The sequence below is a fragment of the Chryseobacterium sp. Tr-659 genome, from assembly GCF_011752975.1.
Lineage (GTDB): Bacteria > Bacteroidota > Bacteroidia > Flavobacteriales > Weeksellaceae > Chryseobacterium.
In genome coordinates, this window is the sequence record NZ_VWWP01000003.1 from 437,765 (window position 1) to 464,261 (window position 26,497).

The window sequence follows — 26,497 nt, forward strand, 5'->3', positions numbered from 1 at the left end:
TTTTCTTTATTTTAATTCTATTGGATTTTGATTCGAAGCATTGCTAAAAGGATGACTTTGAGCATCTCCCGGGGTACTGCCCTGCATTGGCATATTATGATCTTCACCACTTCCTCTTCGCATACCGCCACCAGAATGACCACCACCTCTCATACCGCCGCCCATTCCGCCACCATGTCTTCCTCCTCCAAAACTCATATTTCCTCCGCCGTTATCTGATCCCATAGCTTTTCTGTTTTTACCAAATTCAAGTTCCAGTGCTGCTTTATCACTATGGAAATTAACTCTTGTACTTTGTTTTGCATCAGCACTTATCTTTTCTTCAAAAGCATTTTTCAAATTGATCTTTTTAACAAGATCAAATTTATAATCTCCTTTATCATCTTCCAGCTTTACGATTAAGCCCGGTAATCCGGAAAATTTGTATGGGCCATCGGAAACGGGTATTTCTTTTGTAAACCATGCCGTCCATTCCCGTCCTCCAAAACCGGCAACAGCTTTTTGGGCCTGATAACCGTTTTGTTTATCTACAACATTCGTGATTTCCCATTTTATCGGTCTGTCTTCCTGATAATAAATCTGTTTGCCTGCAGTTTTATCATAATAATACACTTTTTGTTCAGGAAGGTTTTTGGTAATGAAATATTCAAAAAAAGTAGGTTCCGGATGTTTTCTTCCTTCTGATTTTAAAAAATCTTTCTCGTCTTTTTTATTATTTTCTTTTACATCAGATCTGAAAGAAGTAAACAGAGAATCTCTGATCAGTTTATTTTCGCTGATGAATAATGACCGCCCTTCTTTAACATCCAGAAAAGTTCTCTCACTTTTCATCCCTACAAGATTGATTGAATCAGGATTTACCATAGTTTCATATACAAACCTCGTTGTCTGTCCGTAGGACACTCCCGTTAGAAACAATACAAAAAAAACAACTATTTTTTGTCCCATTACCAATTTTCTTTATAGATGTAAAATAAGATTCAAGGTTAAAACCAGAATTAAAATCTTCACATTCGTAAAAGAAAATTTATGTTATTTTAACATTAACAACAAGCTTCGTAAATCCCTATTAATATCAGAATCATTAAAATAGATATCTTCGATTTGAGATTGCGGAAATTAGTTCGTATTTTTGCATCATTAAATCATTCTAAATAAATACAATGATAAAGGTATCAGACTATGCAAAGGAAAAAGCTATCCAGTTGATGACTGAAGATGGTTTTAACCCTGCTGAAGATTATATAAGAGTGGGTGTAAAAAGCGGCGGATGCTCTGGTTTAGAGTACGTTCTGAAGTTTGACAACCAAAAAACGGACGCGGATCAGATTTTTGAAGATAATAATATTAAAATCATTATTGATAAAAAATCCATTCTTTATCTTGCAGGAACTACTCTTGAATATTCAGGAGGATTGAACGGAAAAGGGTTTGTTTTCAACAATCCGAACGCATCCAGAACATGTGGATGTGGAGAATCATTTAGTCTTTAGAGAAAAGACATCAGTATCGTAGATGTAAAACTTCAGAATTATTCTGAATGCTGAAATCTAAAATCTGAAATCTAAAAAATAATAATGAGTAAATATACAGAAGACGATCTAAGAGTCGATCTAGAAAATAAAAAATATGAATTCGGTTGGGAAACGAAGATAGATTATGAAGATTTTCCAATTGGTTTAAATGAAGATATCATCCGTGCGATCTCTGCTAAAAAAGAGGAACCGGAATGGATGACAGAATGGCGTTTGGAGTCTTTTAAAATCTGGCAGAAAATGGTAGAACCTGAGTGGGCGAATATCAAATATGAAAAGCCGGATTTCCAGGCTATCCGTTATTACGCGGCTCCTAAGGTAAAGCCGGAATTGGCAAGCCTTGACGAAGTAGATCCTGAGTTATTGAAAACATTCGAAAAACTGGGGATCAATATTGAGGAGCAAAAAAGACTATCAGGGGTTGCCGTAGATATTGTAATGGACTCGGTTTCTGTGAAAACTACTTTCCAGGATACGTTGGCAGAAAAAGGAATTATTTTCTGTTCTATCTCCGAGGCGATTAAAAACCACCCTGATTTAGTAAGAAAACATCTTGGAAAGGTAGTTCCGAGAGGAGATAACTTCTATGCAGCACTGAATTCCGCAGTTTTCTCTGACGGAAGTTTCTGCTATATTCCTAAAGGAGTAAGATGCCCGATGGAACTTTCCACTTATTTCCGTATCAACCAGGCAGGAACAGGACAGTTTGAAAGAACTCTTGTGATTGCGGATGAAGGAAGTTATGTTTCTTATCTTGAAGGCTGTACAGCTCCATCAAGAGATGAAAACCAGCTTCACGCTGCTGTAGTGGAACTTATTGCACTAGATAATGCAGAGATTAAATATTCAACGGTTCAGAACTGGTATCCAGGAAATGAAGAAGGAAAAGGAGGGGTATTTAACTTTGTAACCAAAAGAGGTCTTTGCGAAAGAAATGCAAAAATTTCATGGACACAGGTTGAGACAGGTTCAGCCGTAACATGGAAATATCCATCATGTATCCTTAAAGGTGACAACGCTATCGGAGAGTTCTACTCTATTGCGGTAACGAACAATCACCAATATGCAGATACCGGTACAAAAATGATTCACATTGGAAAAAACACCAAATCGACGATCATTTCAAAAGGTATTTCTGCAGGGAAATCTCAGAACTCCTACAGAGGGTTGGTAAAAGTAATGCCTTCTGCAAAAGGAGCAAGAAACTTCTCTCAATGTGATTCTCTATTGATGGGTAATGAATGTGGTGCACACACTTTCCCTTATATTGAAATCAAAGATCCGTCTGCACAGTTAGAGCATGAAGCTACAACTTCAAAAATCGGGGAAGACCAGATCTTCTATTGTAATCAGAGAGGGATTGATACAGAAAGAGCAATTGCTTTGATCGTAAATGGTTTCAGTAAAGAGGTTTTAAATAAACTTCCGATGGAGTTTGCTATTGAAGCACAAAAATTATTGGAAATTTCCCTGGAAGGAAGTGTCGGATAAAATCATCAGCAGTAAGAAATTAGTTTTTTTAAATTCTTAATGCTTAAATAAATTAAAATAGTATTTCATTTGCAATGTCAGTGCTTTTGTGATTAAAGGTTAGGATTACAGAAGACAATGTTAGTCTGACTTTGTGATAAACTCGAATATATGTTAGAGATAAAAAACTTACACGCTAAAATTGAAGATGGCGCAGAAATTTTAAAAGGTATTAATCTTGAAATAAAACCAGGCGAAGTTCATGCTATCATGGGGCCGAACGGAGCAGGTAAATCTACTCTTTCTTCCGTAATCGCAGGAAAAGAAGATTACGAAGTTACGGGTGGAGAGATTCTTTTCGAAGGAGAAGACATCAGCGAAGATGCTCCTGAGGACAGAGCTCACAAAGGGATCTTCCTATCTTTCCAATATCCTGTGGAAATTCCGGGGGTTTCCGTAACGAACTTTATCAAAGCGGCTTTAAACGAAACAAGAAAAGCAAACGGATTGGAAGAAATGCCGGCAAAAGAAATGCTTGCATTAATCCGTGAGAAATCTGAAAAATTAGGAATCAAAAAAGATTTCCTTTCAAGATCATTGAACGAGGGATTCTCCGGAGGTGAGAAGAAAAGAAACGAGATCTTCCAGATGATGATGCTTAATCCTAAACTGGCGATTCTTGATGAAACTGATTCAGGTTTGGATATTGATGCTTTAAGAATTGTTGCAGACGGAGTAAACCACTTTAAAAATGAAGGAAATGCAGTTCTTTTGATTACTCACTATCAGAGATTGCTTAACTATATTCAACCGGACTTTGTTCACGTTTTAGCAAATGGAAAAATCATCAAAACTGGTGATAAATCTTTAGCATTGGAACTTGAAGAGAAAGGTTACGATTGGCTGCTTAACTAAGAAGATAATCGATTATTTCGGAGATTATAAATTTTCCGCTGTCATTCTGAGTGGAGCACAGCAAATGGAGAATCTCTACTATTAACATTGGATTCCTTATTTTTTGGAATGACAATATTTTAGTTCAAATAAAAAGAAAAAATGGTGCAGACCACAGATATACCAGTAATGGCATTAAAAGAACAAATTATAGAGAACCATAATGAATTTTTGGAGAGCCTTCGTCACAGATTTCTGGATGACGACAGACAAGCCGCTCTTCAAAGATTTCACAACATTGGTTTCCCGACAAAAAAAGACGAGGAATATAAATACACCAACCTAAAGGAGATCACGGAAAAAAGCTATAACTTTTTCCCGAAAGAGAACCATAACATTACAAAAGAACAGTTCGACGAACTGCATTTAGGAGAGGAAAATTTTGATTGGATCGTTTTTGTAAATGGTAAGCTTCACAAGGAGCTTTCGAAGGTTTCTATTGAAAATGTAGAATTCCTTTCATTCAACTACGCACTAAACGACGAGAAACATAAAGAGGTTTTTGAAAAGTATTTCAACAGCATTGCTTCTAAGGAGCAGGCTTTTACGAACCTGAACCTGGCTTACTGCAAATACGGTTTCTTTTTAAAGGTACCTAAAAATGTGGTAATTGAAAAGCCAATTCACGTTTTTTATATTTCTCAAAATCAAGAGGAGAATACATTCTACAATACGAGAAATCTATTGGTTGTAGAAGAGGGAGCAAAAGTAGAGGTAATTGAAAGTCATCATAATTTTGACAGCACCTATGTGTTGACCAATTCTGTGACGGAAATCTTCACATATCCTAACGCAAAGGCAGACTGGCATAAACTTCAGAACGATAACAATACTTCATATCTTATCGACAGCACTTTCGCTAAGCAGGAGAAAGACAGCTTAACCACTGTAAACACATTCTCTTTCGGAGGTAAACTGGTGAGAAATAACCTTGATTTTATTCATAATGGATCTAATATCAATTCATTCATGAACGGAATCACAATCATCGGAAAAGATCAGCTGGTAGACCACCATACAGCAGTTCACCATAACTTCCCGAATTGTGAAAGCTATCAGAACTATAAAGGTATTTTTGACGGCAATGCACATGGTGTTTTCAACGGAAAGGTTTTTGTTGACAAAATCGCTCAGAAAACAAATGCTTACCAGCAAAACAACAACGTTCTGCTAAGTGAAGGAGCGAGTATTGATACTAAACCTCAGTTGGAGATCTTTGCAGACGATGTAAAATGTTCTCACGGATGTACAGTAGGCCAGCTTAATGAAGATGCTTTATTCTATCTGAGAGCAAGAGGGATTTCTAAAAAGGAAGCACAGGCGCTGCTTTTATACGCCTTTGCTAATGATGCTATGCAAAATATAGACATAGAACCTCTAAAAGAAAAAATTTCAAAGCTATTGGCAGAGAAATTAGAAGTTGATATAGAATTCTAAGACTTTATATATTGATACACAAAAGCACTTCTTTTTGAAGTGCTTTTCTATTTTGACGGACTATTTCCGTTTTATTTTTTTAACCAGCCTTGGTTATCTTTATTATCTGAGCGCTTTTTACCGTTGTCAAAGTTGTAAGCCAAACCTACCCCTAATGTTTGTTTCAACTGTGTTTTCCATATTTGATTGTGGTCATACAAAAGATCAAGAGTAACATTAGTAGAAATATATTTATTGATTTTCATGCTTAAAACTCCACTATATCCAAGAACCAGTCTTTCCGGATGATCAAGATAGTTTGAGAATACGGACGCTGTGTTTAAAAGAGTAATGTTGTCCATAATTTTCAGCTTATACATTGCCGTTCCCAGGAAACCGAACTGGAAAAGAGAAGAGTCTCCATCATTCTTAAGGCCGTAGGTTCCGGCTTTCTGAAGATCTTTGTCAAGAACAAAAGTCCATCTGGCATTCGCAGGACGTAAAGTTACGCTAAGATTGTCATTAGGACGATAGGTAACTCCTACCCCCAGGTTTAGATATCCAGGTGCCATAAAATTGGATATTTTATTCGCATCAGGGTTATTACCATCCCCGTAACCCGGTGCAAATTGGGTTTGAAGCCCCGCACCCGCAGAAAAATACCAATGTTTTCTAAACTCCCTTCCGTAGTTTGTGGAAAGATTAATAACATCTTGGGTTTTTCTTACTCCTGTTCCTTGTGTATTATTTTGTCCATAACCAAGAATGATAATGTTCTCCCAAAGATCTTTACCTTTTTCATAGGTCAGATTATAATTGACACCGGCAAGCCATCCTACGTTGTTGGCTCCTCCTCCTACCCAATTCGAAAAAGCAGCTTGATTTAGCATTAAGGTATTCTGTCCCTGAATAGACCAGGCTTTAACGGTATCTGATGCTGGAGCTTCTGTTTTTGCATCCTGAGCCGCAGCAATAGCCCCACAAGAAATGGAGGCCAGTAATAAAAGTTTTTTCATAATTGACGATTTCTTACAAATGTATAAATAATAATCTACGTCCGGTTAAAATTCACTTTAATTTGAATTTAATGCATGAAAAAAATATGCATAAACTAATGAAAACAAATTAATTAAGCGATAAAACCCCACCATTCAAACTTAAAGTAACTTAAAATTACACTAATTTTAAAAACAAAAAAACACCTCAATTCTGAAGTGTTTCCTATTACAATTTATCATTTATTATTTCTTTATCCACCATTGGCTGTCTTTACGTTCTGAACGTTTAACTCCATTATCCAATGTATAGGCAAAACCAATACCGAGGGTCTGCTTCAGCTGGGTCTTTTCAATCTGGTTATGATCATACAGTAAATCAACAGTTATATTGGAGGAGATATATTTATTCACTTTAAGATTTAGGATAGCTCCATAAGCCAGAACGAGCCTTTCAGGATGATCCAGATAATTGGAAAATACAGATGCTGTATTCGTTAGGTGAACATCTTCCATAATCTTCAGCTTATACATCGCAGTGCCAAGAAAACCAAATTGCAATAATGAGGTATCACCATCATTTTTCAATCCGTAATTTCCGGCAAGTTGAAGTTCTTTATCCAATACAAAAGTCCATCTGGCGTTGGTAGGGCGTAAAGTGACTGTTAAATCATCATTCGGTCTGTAAGTGATACCCATACCAATGTTCAGGTATCCCGGAGCCATAAAATTGGAGATCTTTTTTGCTTCCGGATTATTTCCGTCTTCATAACCCGCTGCAAATTGAGATTGCAGCCCGGCTCCTAAAGAGAAATACCAGCTTTTCAGGAATTTTCGCCCATAATTGGTAGAGATATTCATAACATCCTGAGTCTTTCTTATACCCAGACCTTTGGTATCATTCTGCCCATATCCCAGGACAATAATATTTTCCCAAAGATCTTTGTCTTTCTCATACGTTATATTGTAGTTGGCACCCGCAAGCCAGCCAACGTTGTTGGCTCCACCTCCTACCCAATTTGAAAAGGCTGCCTGATTAATCATCAAAGTGTTTTTTCCTAATACCGACCAGTATTTCACCGTGTCTACTACCACGGAATCTTTTTTCAATTCTTCTTGTGCACTTGCATAAATCCCCATAAAAAAGGAAAGAATCAATAAAAACTTCTTCATTACTCTAAATAATTTTCAATACAAAAGTATTAATATAATTTTTTTTAAAGGTAAATTCAACTTCAAAGAATTTTTTTTACCTTATAACTTAAGTCATTTAACAACAAAGTATTTCAATAAAATCAATGCCAAAATAATGGAATCAAAAGTTAAAATTAATACCTTTTGTCTTAAAATCAGATCAGTAGGGCAAATTCATCGACAAATTTTCCGAAATTTATCCTTGGCTTTTGATTTGACGTAAAATCTTCATGTTTAAAAATGTAATTTCCAAAAGAGCGATTATATACCCATTGCTGATGCTTTCTGCAATGTGGCTTGGGTACTTTTTACAGATGCAGGGCTTTTTTGCGAGTTGCTTTGGAGCCATTATCCCACTTCTTCCAGAAGGATTACTTGGCATTATTACTTCTCCTCTTTTACATGGAAATCTGGACCATATTATAGGAAACTCTATCCCCATAGCAGCACTTATGTTTCTGCTGTATCAGTTTTATCCTTTGGTTGCCAATAAAGTTTTTATCATTGGCTGGCTGTCTACAGGTCTTTTAGTGTGGCTCCTTCCCCCGATCGATATTCTTACCGGTGAATATATGTACACCTGTACTATAGGAGCAAGTGGTGTGGTTTACGTTCTCGCGTTTTTTCTCTTTTTCAGCGGAGTTTTCAAATGGAATATGAAACTTCTTACCATTTCACTGCTTGTTGTACTTTATTATGGCAGTTTGGTCTGGGGTATGCTTCCTGAAGAATTATTCTATAATATGCAGGAACCCAGCAAAATTTCATGGCAGGCCCATTTATCCGGAGCCGTAGTAGGCAGTATTATAGCATTTGCCTTTAAGAATGTAGGAGAAAAAAAGAAAAAATACATCTGGGAATTTCCTAACTATTACAGCGAGAAAGACGACAAGCTGTGGCAGGAATATAAAGAAAGCCACCCGGAAGACTTTCTGGAGCTTCCTTATAAAAAAAGAGATGACATCTGGGATCATTTGGATGAATTAAGGAAGAGATAAAACTTAATTCCTTACATTTGAAAAAAACACACATGAACTCCGAAGAATATTTTTATGCCATCGCTCTCCGCGAATGCAGTCAAATTGGCGACATTAATTTTCATAAACTTGTCAGAACCTTTGGAAGTGCACAGGAAGCATGGAAAAGATCGAAAAAAGAATATCGGAAGCTGGAAGGGATAGGACTAAAAACCGTTTCTGATATAGGAAATGATGAACATCTGAAATTTGCAGAAAAAGAATTAAAATTTTGCGAAAAGAATAATATTCAGATCAGGCTCAGATATCTCAATGAAATTCCGTCACTTCTCCAGGAATGCCCTGATGCCCCTGCTATACTTTATCAAAAGGGAACTTTTAACGATTCTCTTCAAAAAGTGAGTCTTGTAGGTACCCGGAACATGACTCCTTATGGAAAACAGTTTATTGAAAATTTCTTTGAAGCCCTGCAATCATCAATATTTGTTTCGGTAAGCGGCCTGGCTCTGGGAGTTGATAAGGAAGTTCATGAACAGTCAATCCACTATCAGAAACCTACTGCAGCAGTTCTTGCCCACGGTTTTCAGTTTTTATATCCTTCAAAAAACAAAAGACTTTCCGAGAAGATTCTTCAGGAGGGAGGAGCTTTACTTACAGAGTTTAGCTCTTCCAGAAAACCTGATCGGGAAAATTTCATCCAAAGAAACAGAATTGTGGCCGGAATCTCCCCTTCCACCATTGTAGTGGAAACCGGTTTTGGCGGCGGATCTGTAAGTACAGCTTCTTTTGCAAATGATTATAACCGCGAGGTATTTGCGCTTCCCGGAAAAATTACAGATCCTTCCAGCCAAGGGTGTAATCAGTTGATTTTCCATAATAAAGCAACGGCCATTTCAGCTATAAAAGATATGATCAGCTTGCTTGGATTTAATCCTGCGAAGGAAAAAATTGAAGAATTATTTCCTCATAGCGAGACAACCCCGCAACTAACTGAAAACCAACGCATAATTCATCAGTCCATTAAAGAAAATCCACAGATTTCTTTAGACGATTTATCTCAAAAAATTGATATTTCTTCTCACAAGATCCTACCGATAATTTTAGAATTGGAGCTTTTAGGGAAAGTAAAATCATTTTCCGGGAGGCAATTCATTGCAATTTAAGAATTAATGATTTCTTAATATTGCATTATTTCACACATAACATTTCATTTTTAATAAAATTTAATCATAAATTATTAATTTAATAATATTATGGAACATTATTATTTAATTTTTAACAATCTTAAAATATAGTGTTGTGAATCTTGAAAAAAAAATTAAATTTGTTGACAATAATATTCAACCTTAATATATGGAACAATATAATATTGACCAGAAAATCCAAGAGTTTATTGCAAAAATTGAAGCAAAAAATCCTAACGAACCGGAGTTCTTACAGGCTGTAAAAGAAGTTGCCGTAACAGTAATTCCATTCATTGCTACGAAAAAAGAATATAACGGAATGAAGCTGCTTGAAAGAATGGCTGAAGCTGAAAGAATTATTATTTTCAGAGTTCCATGGGTTGATGATAAAGGAGAAATTCAGGTTAACAGAGGTTTCAGAATTCAAATGAACTCTGCTATTGGGCCATACAAAGGAGGAATTCGTTTCCATCCTACGGTAAACTTATCAGTTCTTAAGTTCTTAGCTTTCGAACAGGTATTCAAAAACTCATTAACAACTCTTCCGATGGGAGGAGGTAAAGGAGGTTCTGATTTTGACCCACAAGGAAAATCTGATATGGAAGTAATGCGTTTCTGCCAGGCTTTCATGACAGAGCTATGCAAGCACATTGGTCCTGAAACAGACGTACCTGCAGGAGATATTGGTGTAGGAGCTAGAGAGATCGGATATCTTTTCGGACAATACAAGAAAATCAGAAACGAGTTTACAGGAGTTCTTACAGGAAAAGGGCTTGCTTACGGAGGTTCATTAATCCGTCCTGAAGCTACAGGATATGGAGTTGTTTACTTTGCTGAGCAAATGCTTAAAACTATCGGCCAGAATTTCCAGGGGAAAACAGTATCAGTATCAGGTTTCGGAAACGTAGCTTGGGGAGTTATCAAAAAAGCAACTGAACTAGGTGCTAAAGTTGTAACAATCTCCGGCCCGGATGGATACATTTATGATAAAGATGGCATCAGCGGAGAAAAAATCGATTATCTATTAGAGCTTAGATCTTCAGGAAACAACAGAGCTGAGGATTATGCTAAAAAATACCCATCTGCTGAATTCCATGCTGGGAAACGCCCTTGGGAAGTAAAATGCGATGTAGCATTCCCTTCTGCAACTCAGAACGAATTAGATTTAGATGACGCAAGAGTATTAGTTGAAAATGGATGTGTTTGTGTAACTGAAGCGGCTAACATGCCTTCTACACTAGATGCTATCAACTATTTCTTAGACAATAAAGTATTATTCTCTCCTGGTAAAGCTTCCAATGCTGGAGGTGTTGCTACATCAGGATTAGAAATGACTCAGAACTCTATCCGTCTTAACTGGACTTCTGAAGAAGTTGACGCAAGATTGAAGGAAATCATGATTGGTATCCACAAAGCTTGTAGAGACTACGGAAAAGACGAGGACGGTTATGTAAACTACGTAAAGGGTGCAAATATTGCCGGCTTCGTAAAGGTTGCAGAAGCAATGTTGGCTCAGGGAGTTGTGTAACAGAAAAAGCAAAGGTTGGGAAAAACTCCCGACCTTTTTTGATATAGCCTGTTCCCGGGAAAATGGGAAAAAAGTAAAAAGTGAAAGGAGAAAGCGTTGCTATATGCAGCGCTTTTTTTATTTTTAGGTATGAAAAACACCTTTAAAAATATTGATGAGTACATTCTTCTCTTCCCAATAGAAGTACAGGAAAAGCTCCTCGAGCTGAGAGGCATTATTCATTCACAGGTTTCTGAATTGGAAGAATATATCGGGTATCAGATGCCCGCCTTCAGGCATAAAGGAAAACCTTTAGTGTATTTTGCCGGCTATAAAAAACATATTGGGTTTTATCCGGGAGCAGACGGCATTAAAAACTTTGAAAAAGATTTTGAAAAAAATAAATATAAGTTTTCGAAAGGCGCAGTTCAATTTCCGATTGATGAAGCACTTCCTTCAGCTCTAATTGCCAAAATTGTGCGGTTCCGGATCCAGGAAATTGAACAGAAAAAATCCTGAAATATAATATTCCAGGATTCCGACTAGTGTTTGCTAAAGTGCTTTTACTTTTTCTTTTTCTTATCTTTCTTTCCTTCTTTAGGAGCATCTGCAGGCTTGGTAGCATCCGTAGGCGTTGTACTTACTGATGGATCAGTTGCAGGAGCAGTTTCCATAGTGGTGGCAGGTGTTTTTTCCTGTTGATTCTTTGGATCTGAAGGATTTGTAGTCTGCGGACTCGTTTGTTGTGTCTGAGTTGTCGTTGGGGTATTAGTAGTGGTCTCAGCCGGCTTTTGTGTTGTTGACTGTGCTGATACTGCGATCACCCCGACTAATGTAAACGCAGCCGTTAAAAATAACTTTTTCATAATGTAATATTTAAATGATTGTTTAACTTAAACGAGTCATCATTTACAAAATTATGCGTAAGAAGCTTATTTAACGTACTTTATAATTATTTAAGAGGATTTTGCAAAATAAGTTAGGTTAATTCGGTTTGAAAAGTGATGCTGGGAACTGGAAACTTATTTTGGTTCAAAAACTTCCCCTACCTCTCTTCCTGCTTCCATTTTTGAAATCTACTTTGCTATATTTTTCATCATTTTTTCTACGAATTCAAATGCAGCCGGACAGATTACTGTATTCTTGAGCATGAGATTATTGATCTGATAGATCTTTTTTCGGTCGGTATGAGGATATTCCCGGCACGCCTTTGGTCTTACTTCATAGATTGAACAGGTATTGTCGCTATTCAGGAAAAAGCAGGGTAAATTTTGCAGAACCTTATCCTGATCTTCATCTACTCTCAAAAACTTAGCTTCAAAATCTGCAGATTTCATACGAAGATGCTTTGAAATACGTTCAATATCTTTTTCTGTATACAGCGGACCTGTTGTTTTACAGCAATTAGCGCATTGTAAGCAATCTATTTCTTCAAAAACTTCATCATGGGTTTCCTGAACGATATAATCGAGATTCTTAGGCGGTTTCTTTTTCAATCCGTCCAGAAATTTTTTATGTTCTTTCTGCTTTTGTAAAGCCTGTTTTTTATAAAAATCTAAGTTCATTTATTCTTTAATTCTCACAGCATCAGGAAGATTTTCCTTTTGATATTCATTGATTTTATCCAGATCCAGAACTGTGGAAAGGTTTTCTTTGTTCGGATAATACATCGGGACAAACTTCGCTCCGTATACAATTTCTCCGGTTGTATAGGAAGATCTCTGAACCACAGTATTTGAAAATACTTCATCAAATGCACGTACCTGAACGATAAGCTCTATATCGGTATTTTTAAAATCCTCCTCGGAAAAGCCATAAAACGGAGAGTTTTCATCAATCTTATGCACCACCGTCCAGTTGAGTGCTAATGTATTGATCTTGTTCATCTGCGTATTAAGTCTGTAAAAATTACTTTTTGCAATACCGTTTTCTATAACTTCAATTGCGGCCGATACGATTACATCTGCATCAGTAAGTGCATTATTTTTATATGGAGCCAGCCTGAACATGAGTGCTGAAGTGTCCTGAAATGGTGCAATTACTGCAATGTCAGAAAACCTAAGATATGCCCTCGGCCTTGAAAATCTTCCATAAAAAAGACCTGTTGCAATGGCAAAGGTAAGCAATCCCAGAAAAGCTTCAAAAGTAGCGACAAGACTTGCCATAAAGCCAACAGGAGCAATTCTACCATATCCTACCGTAGTAAATGTCTGCGAGCTGAAAAAAAAGACATCAATAAATTCATTTAGAGGATCACTTTTGTCAATTCCGGTAAGATGTTCCACTCCGATCAGATAATAGATCAGCGCGAAAAGAATATTTACCAGAATGTACGCAATCACTAAATAGGAAATAAAACGGAATGAAGATAAATTCAGCATGGTGTGATACCAGCTTAATCTGTTAAAAACATTCACGCCTCTCCTTTGAACATTCGGGAGACCATCCTTATTGATAAACCTTCCGGATGCATTACTTCCGAAACCGCTATTTTCCGCATTTTTCTGACGGATCTTTTTTCTGAATCCTCCTGTCATTTTTATATCATTTGTTTCTTAACAGATTAAAGCAGCACCACTTCTTCTCTGTTTTCAATGCAAAGATAAAATATTGTTTTCATGAATTTTATCAAAACTTAAACATAATCAAAAGCCCAAAATACGCATTATTATAAATCAGATATATAATTTATTAACCTGGTATTTCGACTTTCGATTATATTTTTTTAAATATTAAACCTAAGCTTCTAAGAAACTCTCATCAGAAGATCTTATACTCTCCTTTTAATACGTATGAAATTTAAAAGATTTATTTCTTAATTGCTTTAATTGACTGCTTAGAACCATCTTTCATATTAAGAACAACCACATACAATCCGGGTTTCAATTCCTCTAAATGAAGTGTTGAAGAAGGAGCATCAATAGTTTTCACTAATCTTCCTGCAGCATCTGTAACGGAAACAGATCTTATTTCATGTACATTAGAAATGTTCAGTATATCAGTAAACGGATTCGGATAGGTTCTTACACCTCCTTTAGTTCCAGCTGTTTCAACAGTCGACAAAACAGGTACAGGGGGTGTCCAGGTAAAAGTAAGTCCAGACTCCGGAAAAATTACATTATCCCTGAAAACAGCAGCTGTATTCGTTGTCCCGGCAGATGTATTATTCCAGTCATCGCCATATCTGTTATTAAAGTCATTGCTTTCAGCTCCCCTCAATCCTACCTGGGAAGTTCTTGCTTCTGTAGACAATTGATAATACGGCCCGTAAACAATAGAAACTGTATTAGATGTTTCTGCCAGTCTCAGCTGGAAATTAAGATAATTATTTCCTGGGAACGGGGCAAAATAATCATTATATCCTATCCATTCTATCACGAAAACTCTGTTGGGAGCTGTTCCTTCGGTTGATGTAAAAACTTTACCGGTATAATATTCTATTCTAGCTCCGGTAAGATTAATGGAGGTCGGGGATGACATTGTAATAGTACCGGCTGCTTCATCAAAGGCTGTGACTTTCTGCCCGCCATAGATTCCGGTTGTAGTATTTAATTTCTTCCCAATTTCGATTCCTTTAAAAGAAGCTACGTTGGTAATCACATTGGAACCGGCCGTCAGATCTCCAGTGGTATAAAAAACTCTCCAAAGATCCTTGTTCATTACTGCAATAGCTCCGCCATTATACGGCGTTGACCGTGAAATTAATGATGTACCATAATCCGGCTCGCCAAATGTTACTCCTCCATTAAAATTTACAAAAGCTGATGTATAATCAACCCCGCTGAATTTAAAAGTAAAGGGAATGGCAACGTTTACCCATAAAGAGTCATTAATTGAGGGTGAAGTCCCATCGTAAGCGAGATCCCCGGAAGCCGCAATACTGTTGAATGTTCCTGTACTTTGTGAGAAAGTATAGTCGTGTACCTGGGCCTGCAAACCTTTTGCAGCTCCAAAGAGAATAAGAAACAGGATTCCTGCTTTCTGCAGGATCATATAGTTTTTGTACATTTTTTTCATAGAGTTGGTTTTATTTTTTAATTATCATTCTAATTTTTAATGTCAAAGAAGACTTATACAATTAGGTTCAAAAAAATGTAAAAAATCACCTGATGTTTTATAAAAAAAATATAACTTACTGGTTTTCAGGATTAAAAAATTGTTTTTTATTTATAAATAACTTTTAATGATGAATTTTATCAATAGGATGATTTCATTTTTAATTCAATTTTAAACTACATTTGAAGTATGAAAAAATTGGAATCAAGAGAAGACATTGAACATCTTGTTAACTCATTTTATGCGAAAGTAGTTAAAGATGAAACTATTGGATTTTTTTTTAATGATATAGCCAAGGTAGACTGGGATAAACATCTTCCCAAAATGTATTCTTTCTGGGAATCAATTCTTTTCGGGCAGATGACTTATAAGGGAAACCCTATGGGAGTTCATTTTCCTATCAATGAAATACAGGCAATGGAACAAAAGCATTTTGACAAATGGCTTGAACTTTGGCGTACTACGATTGAAGAAAATTTTGTGGGCGAAAATGCAGACATGGCGGTTTACAAATCTGAGAATATTGCAAAACTAATGGCTTTCAAAATGGAGCTGGCGAGAAGATTGTAAGGAATTCGGGAGATCAAATGTGCGTTTCCAAGGACTTTATCCTGCAAATAAGCAATTCCGCATTTTTACAATTTTACTCTTTCTACCTCCTAAGGAACAATGACCGTAAAGATATAAGCGGCTAAATTCACTAATAAAACAGTTCCATAAAGGATATTTGTTTTTCCCCTGCTTAATGAGAGCATTACGATAAATACAGATAAGGAAAGGAGGATAATATCTTTTTTATCCAATCCCAGCACCAAAGGGATATCATACATGATACAAACTACCGAAACTGCAGGAATTGATAACCCGATACTTGCCAATGCAGAACCTAATGCAAGATTCAGACTGGATTGTATCTGATTCGCTCTTGCTGCACGTATAGCTGCTACCCCTTCAGGAAGAAGCACTACGGCTGCAATAATTACTCCAACCAATGATTTAGGTGCTCCTAAGCTTCGTACCATATTCTCTATGGTGTCTGATAGCCCTTTTGCCATCAGAACAACAATCACCAGGCAGATCACCAGGAAAACAAAGCTTATTATTGTTTTAGATAATGACGGAATATAATGTTCTTCAGGATGCTCATCAGGGATTATAAAGTAACTTCTGTGACGAACAGTTTGAACCATTAGGAAAACTCCGTAAATAACAAGACAGGCAATGGATACGAATACCAATTGTGCCTCATTATAGAAAGGTCCGTTGACGCTTGACGTGAAATTAGGAAGAACAAGGGTAAGAATCAGGATAGAAACAATACTTACCAGATAAGTAGTTGCTGAAGTTCTTGCAAAGAACTGCTCATGATATTTGACACCACCAACAAGGATACATATTCCCAGAATTCCATTAAGAATAAGCATTACAGCGGCAAAAACCGTATCTCTGGCCAGCGTGATCGCCTGATCTCCGCCGGCTACCATCAGTGAGATAATCAGCGCAACTTCAATAATCGTAATACAAAGAGCCAGGATAATGGTTCCGAAAGGCTCTCCTACTTTATGAGCCACTACTTCTGCGTGATGTACCGCCGATAAAACACTCCCAATAAGTAAAATACCTGCAATAATATCATACAACACACCGGATCCCATCATTCCGGAAAAGTAGTAACCTACCGCAAGGACAGGAAAAATATAGGTATAATGTAAAAATTCTTTTAATTTCATAAAGTGATTACAAAATACAAAAAATCTATAAAATTTTAAATATCAAAAGAAAATATTAATGTTATTTTAATGAGGCCAGAAGTTAAAGTCCTGAAAATCTGTAAACATATGAAAAAGAAGTCCAATTCCTATAACTCTGATATTTCCTTTAAAAAACAACATCAAAAAATACACCGCAATGGCATAATAAGAGTGTAAAAAATGAAAACCTATACTTTCTCTGGAAGGGTCAAAAATAGGATTAGCAAAAAGATGATCCAGATCTACCAGCATTGTTGCCAATAATATAAGATATACCTTCTTCCAGGTTTTAGGATAAAAAACCAGTGCTATAAAAACAGGAAACACAAAATGTAAAAAATAATGTGTAAAGGTTTTGAGAAAAGCAATATCTGACGGAGCCATTAATAAATATTTATTTTTTCAGTTTTCATAATTACCATCGTAAAATTAAGGGTAAATCTCCTTTCTTTGCTTTTATTTTCACCCAATAATCCTGTGAATTATTAGCATACAATATATAATCAATATCAGAGATCATTCTCTTTTCGGTATTCGTAAGCATTTTTAAAGATGAATACAGTAAAGGATTATTTCTCATCAGGATGTAATTTTCTTTTAATTGAGATGATAATTTTACCGGTTTTCTGATAGATTTTATAATAATACTGTTATTATTCTGACTGATTTTATTCGGTTGAAAAGGAATTGCAGTAAATTGGTTTTCTCCGTTGATCCAGTTTTTAGACTGGAAATATTCCCAGGCTTCCCCAGTATTTTTACTTTGAATATCAACAATATAGTTAGGCTGGGTAATTTTTTGAAAGGTCTTTTTTTCAACTTCATTAAAATTATCATCGTATTCATAACTGATAATAGTATCATTCACCTGCTCAAGATCAGCAGTTGCTTTAAAAGAAACCGCCTGTGAGGAATCTGCAATATCTTTATTGAAAAACCGGGTGATATTCCTGATATTCAACTGATCAAGTTCCACTTCCAGAAAGTGACTGCTATCCTGAAGCTTCGAAGCAATATTATTAAAGGTTCCTGTATTTGAATTGTTTTTGATCTCAATTTCATCATGCGTTAATTCAACAGAGAAATTCAAGATCTTTTCTCCAGAAATAAAAGAAATACTTCCCAAAGAGCCATCAATGAACTGATCTGCATTCATCGTCTTTTTCCTTTGCCCAAAAAGATCTTTCTTTATGGATTCAAAACTTATCTCAGAAGTTCCCCAAAAGCAGTATTTATCATCTAAAATCAGGACAATCTGATCTTTCTGAAAATGGTTCTTTCCATTATCTGTAAAGTTCTGATTTTTTAAATATGAAATGAATTTTTGCTTATCCTGAAGTTCCAGCACTGTATACCACTGAGAAAACCGAGTACCTCTGACATGGAAAATCTGTAAAAAATCCGGAATCTTTATTCCCGAATCCTTCAAAGAAGCAGAGCTTTTTCCTTTACTGTTCTTACCTGACCATTGTGAAGGATGGGTAACTAAGCTGAAGAGGTATTGTCCCGTTAATTTCTTTACATCAATCAAAACCACCGCATCTGCATTTTCAGGGATAAAATATAGCCTTTTATCTTTATGAAAAAACACAATATACACAGCAGCTGCCAACAGCAAAGCAATTAACGGGACAATAATTTTCTTCTTATTCATTTACAGGAGCTGAGGTTTTTTTTCTGATTCTTTGGTTTTAAAAATCTGATCAAATAACTCAAAGAAGTACATCAGGCTGTTTTCAGACGAATCTTTAATCATATAATCCATTTCAGTCTGGATACTTTCTCCTTTTACTTCTGTTTTATAATACAGCTCCCCTACATTTTTTCTGATGATATCTAATGTTTTTCTCTCTGAAGGGCTTTTGAATTCTTTATCGAGGCCAATCAGAAGTTTCTGCATATCCAGTCTTCCGGATAGCGGGTATTTTGAAGAATCTTTAGCCCATTTTCTGGAAATCTCAGACTGTCTGTTCGGTAAAATGTTTTCAGTAGCACTCATTATATAAACCACTCCATCTTTAACAGTAAAAAATATTTCATCGAGATACCCTCTGTCTTTTTCATCTTTAAAAACATAGAAGCTTCCTTTCTTTGAGAATTTTTTAGACAGTTTCTTATTAGTCGTCAACAAGTTAAAAATACGGTTCCAGTAGCCTTCATTTTCAGTGGCAAAAGCAAAAGTAAAGTTAGGAACAGCCACATCTTTGGTTTTCTTCACTTCTTTTTCATTGTAGTTATCATCGTATTCATAATCCGTGTAATCTACTTTTTTGGACTTCAGTTCGTTTAAGACAAAAATTCCGTTTCCGGGTGCTATTTTAGCAATGGCTTCTTCATCCAGAACAATCTTCATTGTTTCCATAATCAGTTCCATTTCCTTTTTATATTCGCTGTCTCCTGTTTCCTGAAGAAGGCTGTACATCATATCAAAGCACTTCGCTCCGTTCAGATTTACAGCATAATACCCTACGCTTTTATCACTGATAAGTTCCAGTAATTTTTTATTTCTTTTCCCTTTATAGATTGAAGAGATATTCTTCTGAATTTCAGTATTTTTATGCTTGTAATTATTGATCAGCTTTACCTTGTCCTTATCAAAATACAGATTGTAAGCATAATCGGAGTTGTACATATTCTGAAATACCTTTCCAAAATCATAACGATCCATCATTTTCCCATAAATACCATCATTTACAATTCTCCCATAATCCGCATAGATAAAAACATCTGAATTGGCATCCCGGAATGTAAGCATCTCTTTAGGAACTTCGATTTCTAAATTTGAGCTGAAATACTGATCAAAACGCTCTTCGGCATTCTTTTTAACAACCTTGAAATTTTCTCTGCGGATCGAATCCTGTTCTTTCTGATAAGCTTTTGCTTCTTCCTCATCATAGGCATAATCATCAGGTGTCCCTTCTTCATTTTCAGATTTATCTGCATTTTCTTTTTCCTCAGGATACTTATGATGTTTCTGCAAATACTTGATATCCTTCTGAATTTTTGCAATTTCCAGGTTATTCTCTTTAATATTTTCCTTCAGATATTTGATATCATCCTTCAGACTCTTTATTTCTTCCTTATAATCGAAAGGCTTTTCAGGTTCATCGGTATAATTGCTGTCACCCGCATCTATGGCAACACTATCTGCCACTGCAACAGCGCTGTCTACTACAGCTTCTTCTTTCCAAAGGTCCTTGTAAGGCTTGGTATAGCTTATCATACTTAGAACAGCCCGGCTTCCGTTCCAGGCAACAAATATATCATCATCAATATCTACATAAGAATACCTGGTTTTTTTGGAGATTTCCAGTCCTTTTTTCTTAATGGAATGGATGAACTCTTCAAACTTCTCTTTGTTATCGATAATAAAGTGTGTGTTGTAGGTTTTGATGGAATCATTAAAACTTCCATAATGATACTGAACTGCATCATATTTGATCCCGGTTTTGGAATAATCGGTCCAGGTAGCTTTTTCTTTACTGTTTTTGCTTAATTCATGCAGTAAAGGATTCAGTTTATTCCAGTTGATTTTATTATTTAGCTGTTTTCCGTTGATTTCCATATAAAATACAGCATCAGTCGGTATTTTCATACTGTTCTGCGCAAAAACGAGTGTAAAGCCAAACAATAATAAAATAATTTTTTGTGTTTTTAGTAAGATAGATTTCATGGCTGTTTTTATTGAAAAAGGATTGTGTTTTGTATTTGTTTTTTCTGAAGGATAAGATCCAGGATCTCGGCTTCAAACTTAAGCGCTTTTTTATTAGGTGAAAGCTGATAGGCATTATTTGACTGTGATTTCACTGTATTTTCAAACTGCATTATGGAAGTGTACCTGGCATCGTTAAAAACTTCTCTGTCTGCCTTGCTCATCTTGTCATAATCTGCTTTGAATGTATTGATCTTGTTTCTGGTTAACGTCTTCTTCTCAAGGTTTTGACTGTAGATCTGAGTAGGAACCATTTTACCGAGAATATTCTGAGACTTTAGCTTTTCTAATCCGGCATTGATATTTTCAATTTTTTTGAAATTACAACTCAGTTTAATGATGTAATTATCAAAATCCATGGATGTTTTTACATTAGTAATTCCGGGAGTTGCTTTGAAAATTTTTGCAGCTTCATTGATTTTATTTTCAATTTCTGATCTTTTGGGAACTTTCTTTCCGTTGATTGTTTCCATTTTAGAAATTGAAGCCAGTCTTGTCTTACTTTTACTGGCATTAAGAATAATAGTATATTCTCCTGTTCCGTCTGCTTTTACATTTACTTTATCCAAAATATCGAAACAGCTTGTAAGGATGAATAAAGGTAGAAAAAGGAGAAATAATCTGAGCGTGTTTTTCATGATTGGGTTTAAAACAGCAAAATTACTCAATTTTGGCCTTAAATCCTTATAATCTTTGGTTTTTTGGGCATAAATAGCTGTTTCCCGGTACTCTTTTAGGGGAAAATACGGTACATATTTTTAAACACGTCCTTTCAGATAATCCTGACGAAGATCTTCGTCCAGCTTTTCAATAGCATACCGAAGGCAGGTTCTAGGCATTTCTTTGTAATACTGATTCAGATAGCTAATGAGTTCACCTTCATTTTTATTTCCCATTTCACGCAGCAGCCATCCGTTGGCTTTGTGCATCAGATCATGAGGATGTTTCAGATTACGGGTAACGAATTCTTTTGTCAGTTCAAATGATCCTTTCTTCACATAATGCATAGTTCCCACCACAGCAATTCTCTTGTGCCACATTTCTTCCGATTCCGAAAGCTCTCTAAGAAGGTTTTCTTTATGATTTTCAAAAGCATATCTGCCCAGAATTTTATAACAGCTTGAATCCACAAGATCCCAGTTGTTGACATATGGAAGATGATTAAAATAAAAAGTAATCACTTCTGCCTGTACAGATTTATCTTTCGTTTTTTCAAACTTTGAAATCAGTATGAAAAGAGCGGTAAGCCTATGTTCATGATACTTTGAAGAAAGTAAGCTGCTGAGCTCTTCTAAATTTATTTTTGAATAATACTCCTTGGCTACCGACCGTTGATCCGGGACTTTAACTCCCAGAAACAAGTCTCCTTCTCCATATTCTCCCTTTCCGGTTTTAAAAAATCTGGGAAAGAATTCTGCCTTTTCAGGAATCGACAGAACAGCAAGCGCTTCTTTTATTTCTTTGATAATATCTGCCATGAGATCCGGTAATTAAGCCTTTTCTTCCAAAACAATATTTTCCTGCTCTTCTTCTTCTTTCGCGATCTGTTTAGGGTTGGCAACTTTAGCAATGGTTAGCCCCTGAACAATGATTGAGAATACAACTACACAGTAGGTAATACTTAAGATAATCTCACTGTATTCACTTTTAGGAATAGACATCGCCAATGCAATGGAAACCCCGCCACGGATTCCTCCCCAAACCAGAACCTTTACAGTCTGCGGGCTAAAGCTTTTTCTCAAAGAAGTAAATTTTGAAGGGCCCCAAATGGAAATAAATCTTGCAAAAAGAACTACAATAATCGCTACTAACCCTGGAATCATGAAGTGTTTCAAATCCTTAATCATCAAAAGCTCAAATCCGATGAAAAGGAATAATACGGCATTCAGAATTTCATCAATCAGCTCCCAGAATTTAATCAGATAATCCTGGGTAATGGATTTCATTTTAAATCTTACATTAAAGTTCCCCATGAATAAACCTGCCGCAACCATCGTCAACGGACCGGAAATATGCATTTGTCTTGCAATAAGATAGCCTCCCATTACTACAGAAAGGGTTACCAGTACAGAAATAATATAATCATCCACTTCACGCATCAATCGGGAAGTAACCCATCCAAGCAATCCTCCCAGCAGGATTCCTCCTCCGGCTTCTCTCATTAACAATAGTCCTATATTTTCAACTCCCAAATCTACTTCTTTCCCCACTGCAAGCTGCAGAACAACGGTAAAGACCACTACTGCCATACCGTCATTGAAAAGAGATTCACCGGCAACTTTTGTTTCCAGTGACTTGGATACATTCGCCTGTTTCAGAACACTCAGAACGGCAACCGGATCAGTAGGAGAAATTAATGCTCCAAAAACCAGACAGTAGATAAACGGAAGCTTAATCCCCACATAAGGCAATAAATAAAACATTCCAAAACCTACTACAAAAGTGGAAATAACAACACCTATCGTAGAAAATATCAATACCGGCCGGAACTGTTCCTTCAAATCATTAATGTTAATATGAATTCCTCCTGCAAAAAGAAGAAAGTTAAGCATAGCACCCATCAGAACTTCTGTAAAGTCTATGCTGTTCATCAGATTGTGAAGATGTCCGAAAGTTCTCGGAAGAACCGTTTCTCCGAACATTACCAGGAAAATGGAAACTACAATGGCGATAACCATAATTCCGATGGTGCTTGGAAGTTTTAGAAACCTGTAATTGAGATAGGCAAATATGGATGCGAGTACGATTAATGCTGAAAACGAATAATATAATTCCACTAAGTGTTTTTTAAGGTTAATTGGTTAGGTCTAAGAATAGTATTTTAATATAGATCTGCCGTCCGTCTTTTTCCCATATATCGAACAACCCGTTTTTAGAAGGCTTTGAGCTTCTTGTATAATCCTGTCCTATATTCAGGATATTCAACAAAATATATTCATCTCCTACCGAATTGACAATATAAGCCGTCTTTTCAGATTTCCCATCTCCGGAGCTTTTTATACCTTCCGTAAGCGAACGGAACTGATTCAGGTGATGCATAAAATTATTTCCGTCTTTTACAGAGTCATAAGCTCTGAGAAGGATCAGGAGAATGTCCAGATTGGTAGGATCTTTATCATACAGGGCTTTTCCTTGTTTGATACAGTCTGCAAAATTATTTTGTTTAAATGCTTCTGCAAGGCTTTTAAAACTATCATCTGAGGTAGCTATTCTGTCTTTTCTGAAGTTCCTTCCATAGTAAAGATATTGTGCTTCTATACTGTCTAAAGACTTCGGATACCCCTTGTATTTAAAAATCAGTTTCTCATAATTATAAGGAGAATCGGGATTCGTGAGACTTTTCTCAATGGCTTTTAAATCAATTTTTGATTTCTGGCTGAAGCCAAAAACCGAAAACATAATGAATAAAAGGAAAAAGTGATATTTCATTAATTGTTGCTTTCTTCTTCGTCGTTATCGAAATATTCGAAAAGGAAGTCGTTATATGGAAATCTTGAAATATGGATCTTCATGACCTCGTCATAGATCATTTTCTTCATTTCCGGGAAGTTTTCCTTAGTTAAAGCAGAGATGAAAACCGTTGGATATTTGGATTTTGCCATCCATGTTTTCTTCCACTCTTCCAGAGAAATATTTTTACGGGTTGAAGGAGTAAGATCATCTTCATCTTTTTTCTCATAGCTGAAATCATCAATCTTATTAAAGATCATAATCACCGGTTTTTGATGCGCATTGATCTCCATGAGGATATGATTAACAGATTCTATGTGATCTTCGAAACTTTCATGAGAGATATCTACCACATGAATTAAAAGATCCGCTTCACGAACCTCATCCAGAGTAGATTTAAATGACTCCACCAGCTGAGTTGGCAATTTTCTGATGAATCCTACCGTATCAGTAAGCAGAAACGGTAAATTACCTATTACCACTTTTCTTACCGTAGTATCCAGGGTAGCAAATAATTTATTCTCTGCAAATACTTCCGATTTTGAAATGGAATTCATCAGCGTAGATTTTCCAACATTGGTGTATCCTACCAAGGCTGCACGAACCACTTTTCCGCGGTTATTACGCTGGGTTGCCATCTGCTTGTCGATCGTCTTTAATTTATCTTTCAGTAACGTGATTCTGTCACGGATGATACGACGGTCAGTTTCAATTTCCGTTTCACCGGGACCTCTCATTCCGATTCCCCCTTTCTGGCGTTCAAGGTGGGTCCACATTCTTGTCAGACGTGGTAAAAGATATTGGTATTGAGCCAATTCTACCTGAGTTCTTGCATATGAAGTTTGTGCTCTTTGGGCAAAAATATCAAGGATAAGATTGGTACGGTCCAGAATTTTCACTTCCATATCTCTTTCCAGGTTTTTAAGCTGTGAAGGAGAAAGTTCATCATCGAAAATTACAGTTCCAATCTCATTTTCCTTTACATATTCTTTTATCTCGATAGCTTTTCCACTTCCAATAAAGGTTTTGGAATCCGGCTGCGTTAATTTTTGGGTAAAACGTTTTTGTACGGTTGCTCCTGCTGTGAAAGCTAAAAACTCCAGTTCATCCAAGTACTCCGTCAGTTTTTCTTCATCTTGATTTTGAGTTATAACTCCCACCAAGACCGCTTTCTCATAGTTATGTTCTTTCTTTTCTAACATTAAGTTCTGTCTATGTTTATGATTTTTACAAGTTAATATTTTTCAGAAAAAAAACAAAATCAATTTTTACTTAATAACACATTTTAATATAAATTTAAGTTTAACCTAAGGATGCTTTACAAAAAATCAATAACTTTATATAATAATTTTCTGATTTTTAAACATTTAAATTAAAAAATTAACCTCCAGAAGATCATGATTCCCTCTATCAGATGTATGATTATTGATGATGATGAACTGGACAGACTGGTTCTTCAGCATTATATCAGACAGTATCAGAACATTGAGATTGTCGGGTCATTTGATTCCGCTGAAAAGGCCGTTTCTTATCTGGGTCTTCCTATTGATCTTCTGATCACTGAGACCAACTTAAAAGGTATGAGCGGATTGGAATTCCGAAAACTCGCTCATAAAATACCGGCCTGTATTTTTGTCAGCTCCCATCCTGAGCTGGCTGCCGGAGTTTTTGAACTTAACACGCTGGATTTTATCTCCAAGCCACTTACTCCTGAGCGCTTTTATCATTCGATGCAAAGGCTTTTCGATTTTTTTGAAATAAGGAAAAAATGTGAGTGTTATGATGCTTTGGTAGGAGAAAACTGTATCAGAATAAAAGAAGGCGGAAACATTTTTCAGATCAAAATGAAAGATATACTCTATCTGGAAGCCTTAAAGGATTATACCCGGATTATCACCCTTGAAAAAAATCATTGCATTTTAGATTCACTGGGCAACCTTCTTCATAAGAACTTTTTTGATTCATTTGTAAGAATCCATCGAAGTTATGCCGTTCCCAGGCATCTTATACGTGGAAAAAGCAGTCATGAAATAGAATTAGCGCATCAGATCAGGCTTCCTATCGGCAGAACATACAAGGATAACTTATCATTCTTTAATCCTTAAAATTCCATTGGTCGATTTTTTTTGCCGTTGGTCTATTTTTTTACAATCTCAATCTGAGACGTTGTAATTTAGTCTTCCCAAAATCCTCTAAGATAAAAATTAATAAACTAAAGAACTCATCTCAAAACAGGCAGACCGTAATACGGTTATTCTAGGAACACAAATTTAATGCCCTGGACGGGCCCGTATGG

The 26,497-nt window shown here is 36.1% G+C and carries 26 protein-coding genes; 10 read left to right on the forward strand and 16 right to left on the reverse strand.

What is annotated here, in order from left to right; all coding sequences use genetic code 11:
• Positions 1 to 6: 6 nt before the first annotated feature.
• Positions 7 to 948, reverse strand: coding sequence for a GLPGLI family protein (locus F3J23_RS09560; protein WP_167027558.1), 942 nt, complete (start codon positions 946 to 948; stop codon positions 7 to 9).
• 215 nt (positions 949 to 1,163) lie between these two features.
• Here F3J23_RS09560 and F3J23_RS09565 point away from each other — a divergent pair, with 215 nt between their 5' ends.
• The 4 genes from F3J23_RS09565 to sufD all read left to right on the forward strand — a co-directional run bounded on the left by F3J23_RS09565 (position 1,164) and on the right by sufD (position 5,396).
• A complete protein-coding gene (locus F3J23_RS09565; RefSeq protein WP_045491822.1) occupies positions 1,164 to 1,493 on the forward strand; it encodes a HesB/IscA family protein in 330 nt (109 codons plus the stop codon).
• An 84-nt stretch (positions 1,494 to 1,577) separates the two neighbouring features.
• Positions 1,578 to 3,026 (forward strand): Fe-S cluster assembly protein SufB, encoded by a 1,449-nt coding sequence (gene sufB / locus F3J23_RS09570; RefSeq protein WP_167027561.1) that lies wholly within the window; start codon positions 1,578 to 1,580, stop codon positions 3,024 to 3,026.
• Positions 3,027 to 3,176: 150 nt separating this feature from the next.
• Positions 3,177 to 3,920 (forward strand): Fe-S cluster assembly ATPase SufC, encoded by a 744-nt coding sequence (gene sufC, locus F3J23_RS09575; protein WP_167027564.1) that lies wholly within the window; start codon positions 3,177 to 3,179, stop codon positions 3,918 to 3,920.
• Between the two features lie 168 nt (positions 3,921 to 4,088).
• Positions 4,089 to 5,396 carry a Fe-S cluster assembly protein SufD gene (gene sufD / locus F3J23_RS09580; protein ID WP_167028165.1) on the forward strand — a complete coding sequence of 436 codons (1,308 nt, stop codon included), beginning with the start codon at positions 4,089 to 4,091 and terminating at the stop codon, positions 5,394 to 5,396.
• 71 nt (positions 5,397 to 5,467) lie between these two features.
• Here sufD and F3J23_RS09585 read toward each other — a convergent pair whose 3' ends face one another.
• Together F3J23_RS09585 and F3J23_RS09590 are read right to left on the reverse strand one after the other, a co-directional pair.
• Positions 5,468 to 6,391 carry a DUF3078 domain-containing protein gene (locus F3J23_RS09585; RefSeq protein WP_167027567.1) on the reverse strand — a complete coding sequence of 308 codons (924 nt, stop codon included), beginning with the start codon at positions 6,389 to 6,391 and terminating at the stop codon, positions 5,468 to 5,470.
• Positions 6,392 to 6,616: 225 nt separating this feature from the next.
• Positions 6,617 to 7,543, reverse strand: a complete 927-nt coding sequence (locus F3J23_RS09590; RefSeq protein WP_167027570.1) for a DUF3078 domain-containing protein — start codon at positions 7,541 to 7,543, stop codon at positions 6,617 to 6,619.
• A gap of 251 nt (positions 7,544 to 7,794) precedes the next feature.
• Here F3J23_RS09590 and F3J23_RS09595 point away from each other — a divergent pair, with 251 nt between their 5' ends.
• The 4 genes from F3J23_RS09595 (at position 7,795) to F3J23_RS09610 (ending at position 11,751) form a co-directional block, all read left to right on the forward strand.
• A complete protein-coding gene (locus tag F3J23_RS09595; RefSeq protein ID WP_167027573.1) occupies positions 7,795 to 8,562 on the forward strand; it encodes a rhomboid family intramembrane serine protease in 768 nt (255 codons plus the stop codon).
• A gap of 32 nt (positions 8,563 to 8,594) precedes the next feature.
• On the forward strand, positions 8,595 to 9,704 hold the full coding sequence (gene dprA, locus F3J23_RS09600; RefSeq protein ID WP_167027576.1) for a DNA-processing protein DprA: 1,110 nt from the start codon (positions 8,595 to 8,597) through the stop codon (positions 9,702 to 9,704).
• Positions 9,705 to 9,894: 190 nt separating this feature from the next.
• On the forward strand, positions 9,895 to 11,253 hold the full coding sequence (gene gdhA / locus F3J23_RS09605) for an NADP-specific glutamate dehydrogenase (RefSeq protein WP_167027579.1): 1,359 nt from the start codon (positions 9,895 to 9,897) through the stop codon (positions 11,251 to 11,253).
• A gap of 129 nt (positions 11,254 to 11,382) precedes the next feature.
• Positions 11,383 to 11,751: an iron chaperone gene (locus F3J23_RS09610; RefSeq protein WP_167027582.1), complete on the forward strand. Its 369-nt coding sequence runs from the start codon at positions 11,383 to 11,385 to the stop codon at positions 11,749 to 11,751.
• A 44-nt stretch (positions 11,752 to 11,795) separates the two neighbouring features.
• Here F3J23_RS09610 and F3J23_RS09615 read toward each other — a convergent pair whose 3' ends face one another.
• From F3J23_RS09615 to F3J23_RS09630, 4 genes are all read right to left on the reverse strand, one after another.
• The gene (locus F3J23_RS09615; protein ID WP_167027585.1) at positions 11,796 to 12,098 is read right to left on the reverse strand and encodes a hypothetical protein; all 303 of its coding nucleotides are present in this window, start codon (positions 12,096 to 12,098) and stop codon (positions 11,796 to 11,798) included.
• Positions 12,099 to 12,308: 210 nt separating this feature from the next.
• Complete coding sequence (locus tag F3J23_RS09620; RefSeq protein WP_167027588.1) at positions 12,309 to 12,797, reverse strand: YkgJ family cysteine cluster protein; 489 nt, start codon at positions 12,795 to 12,797, stop codon at positions 12,309 to 12,311.
• Positions 12,798 to 13,769 carry an ion channel gene (locus F3J23_RS09625; RefSeq protein ID WP_167027591.1) on the reverse strand — a complete coding sequence of 324 codons (972 nt, stop codon included), beginning with the start codon at positions 13,767 to 13,769 and terminating at the stop codon, positions 12,798 to 12,800. It lies immediately after the preceding gene.
• Between the two features lie 271 nt (positions 13,770 to 14,040).
• Positions 14,041 to 15,249 (reverse strand): T9SS type A sorting domain-containing protein, encoded by a 1,209-nt coding sequence (locus F3J23_RS09630; protein ID WP_167027594.1) that lies wholly within the window; start codon positions 15,247 to 15,249, stop codon positions 14,041 to 14,043.
• Between the two features lie 228 nt (positions 15,250 to 15,477).
• On the opposite strand from F3J23_RS09630, the gene F3J23_RS09635 reads away from it, so the two are divergent.
• On the forward strand, positions 15,478 to 15,858 hold the full coding sequence (locus tag F3J23_RS09635; protein WP_167027597.1) for a group III truncated hemoglobin: 381 nt from the start codon (positions 15,478 to 15,480) through the stop codon (positions 15,856 to 15,858).
• An 89-nt stretch (positions 15,859 to 15,947) separates the two neighbouring features.
• On the opposite strand, the gene F3J23_RS09640 is transcribed toward F3J23_RS09635, so the two are convergent.
• The 9 genes from F3J23_RS09640 to hflX form a co-directional block, all read right to left on the reverse strand.
• Positions 15,948 to 17,018 (reverse strand): calcium:proton antiporter, encoded by a 1,071-nt coding sequence (locus tag F3J23_RS09640; protein ID WP_167027601.1) that lies wholly within the window; start codon positions 17,016 to 17,018, stop codon positions 15,948 to 15,950.
• Positions 17,019 to 17,084: 66 nt separating this feature from the next.
• Positions 17,085 to 17,423, reverse strand: a complete 339-nt coding sequence (locus tag F3J23_RS09645; protein WP_167027603.1) for a DUF6122 family protein — start codon at positions 17,421 to 17,423, stop codon at positions 17,085 to 17,087.
• Between the two features lie 31 nt (positions 17,424 to 17,454).
• Positions 17,455 to 18,693, reverse strand: coding sequence for a hypothetical protein (locus F3J23_RS09650; protein ID WP_167027606.1), 1,239 nt, complete (start codon positions 18,691 to 18,693; stop codon positions 17,455 to 17,457).
• A complete protein-coding gene (locus F3J23_RS09655) occupies positions 18,694 to 20,634 on the reverse strand; it encodes a hypothetical protein (RefSeq protein ID WP_228455311.1) in 1,941 nt (646 codons plus the stop codon).
• Between the two features lie 86 nt (positions 20,635 to 20,720).
• Positions 20,721 to 21,389, reverse strand: coding sequence for a hypothetical protein (locus tag F3J23_RS09660; protein WP_167027612.1), 669 nt, complete (start codon positions 21,387 to 21,389; stop codon positions 20,721 to 20,723).
• Positions 21,390 to 21,509: 120 nt separating this feature from the next.
• A complete protein-coding gene (locus F3J23_RS09665; protein ID WP_167027614.1) occupies positions 21,510 to 22,229 on the reverse strand; it encodes a DNA alkylation repair protein in 720 nt (239 codons plus the stop codon).
• A 12-nt stretch (positions 22,230 to 22,241) separates the two neighbouring features.
• Positions 22,242 to 23,528 (reverse strand): cation:proton antiporter, encoded by a 1,287-nt coding sequence (locus F3J23_RS09670; RefSeq protein ID WP_167027617.1) that lies wholly within the window; start codon positions 23,526 to 23,528, stop codon positions 22,242 to 22,244.
• A gap of 16 nt (positions 23,529 to 23,544) precedes the next feature.
• On the reverse strand, positions 23,545 to 24,180 hold the full coding sequence (locus F3J23_RS09675; RefSeq protein WP_167027620.1) for a DUF4919 domain-containing protein: 636 nt from the start codon (positions 24,178 to 24,180) through the stop codon (positions 23,545 to 23,547).
• On the reverse strand, positions 24,180 to 25,403 hold the full coding sequence (gene hflX, locus F3J23_RS09680) for a GTPase HflX (protein ID WP_167027623.1): 1,224 nt from the start codon (positions 25,401 to 25,403) through the stop codon (positions 24,180 to 24,182). The genes F3J23_RS09675 and hflX overlap by 1 nt, the downstream gene beginning before the upstream one ends.
• Positions 25,404 to 25,598: 195 nt before the next feature.
• Here hflX and F3J23_RS09685 point away from each other — a divergent pair, with 195 nt between their 5' ends.
• A complete protein-coding gene (locus F3J23_RS09685) occupies positions 25,599 to 26,306 on the forward strand; it encodes a LytR/AlgR family response regulator transcription factor (protein WP_228455312.1) in 708 nt (235 codons plus the stop codon).
• The last annotated feature ends 191 nt before the right edge of the window (positions 26,307 to 26,497 follow it).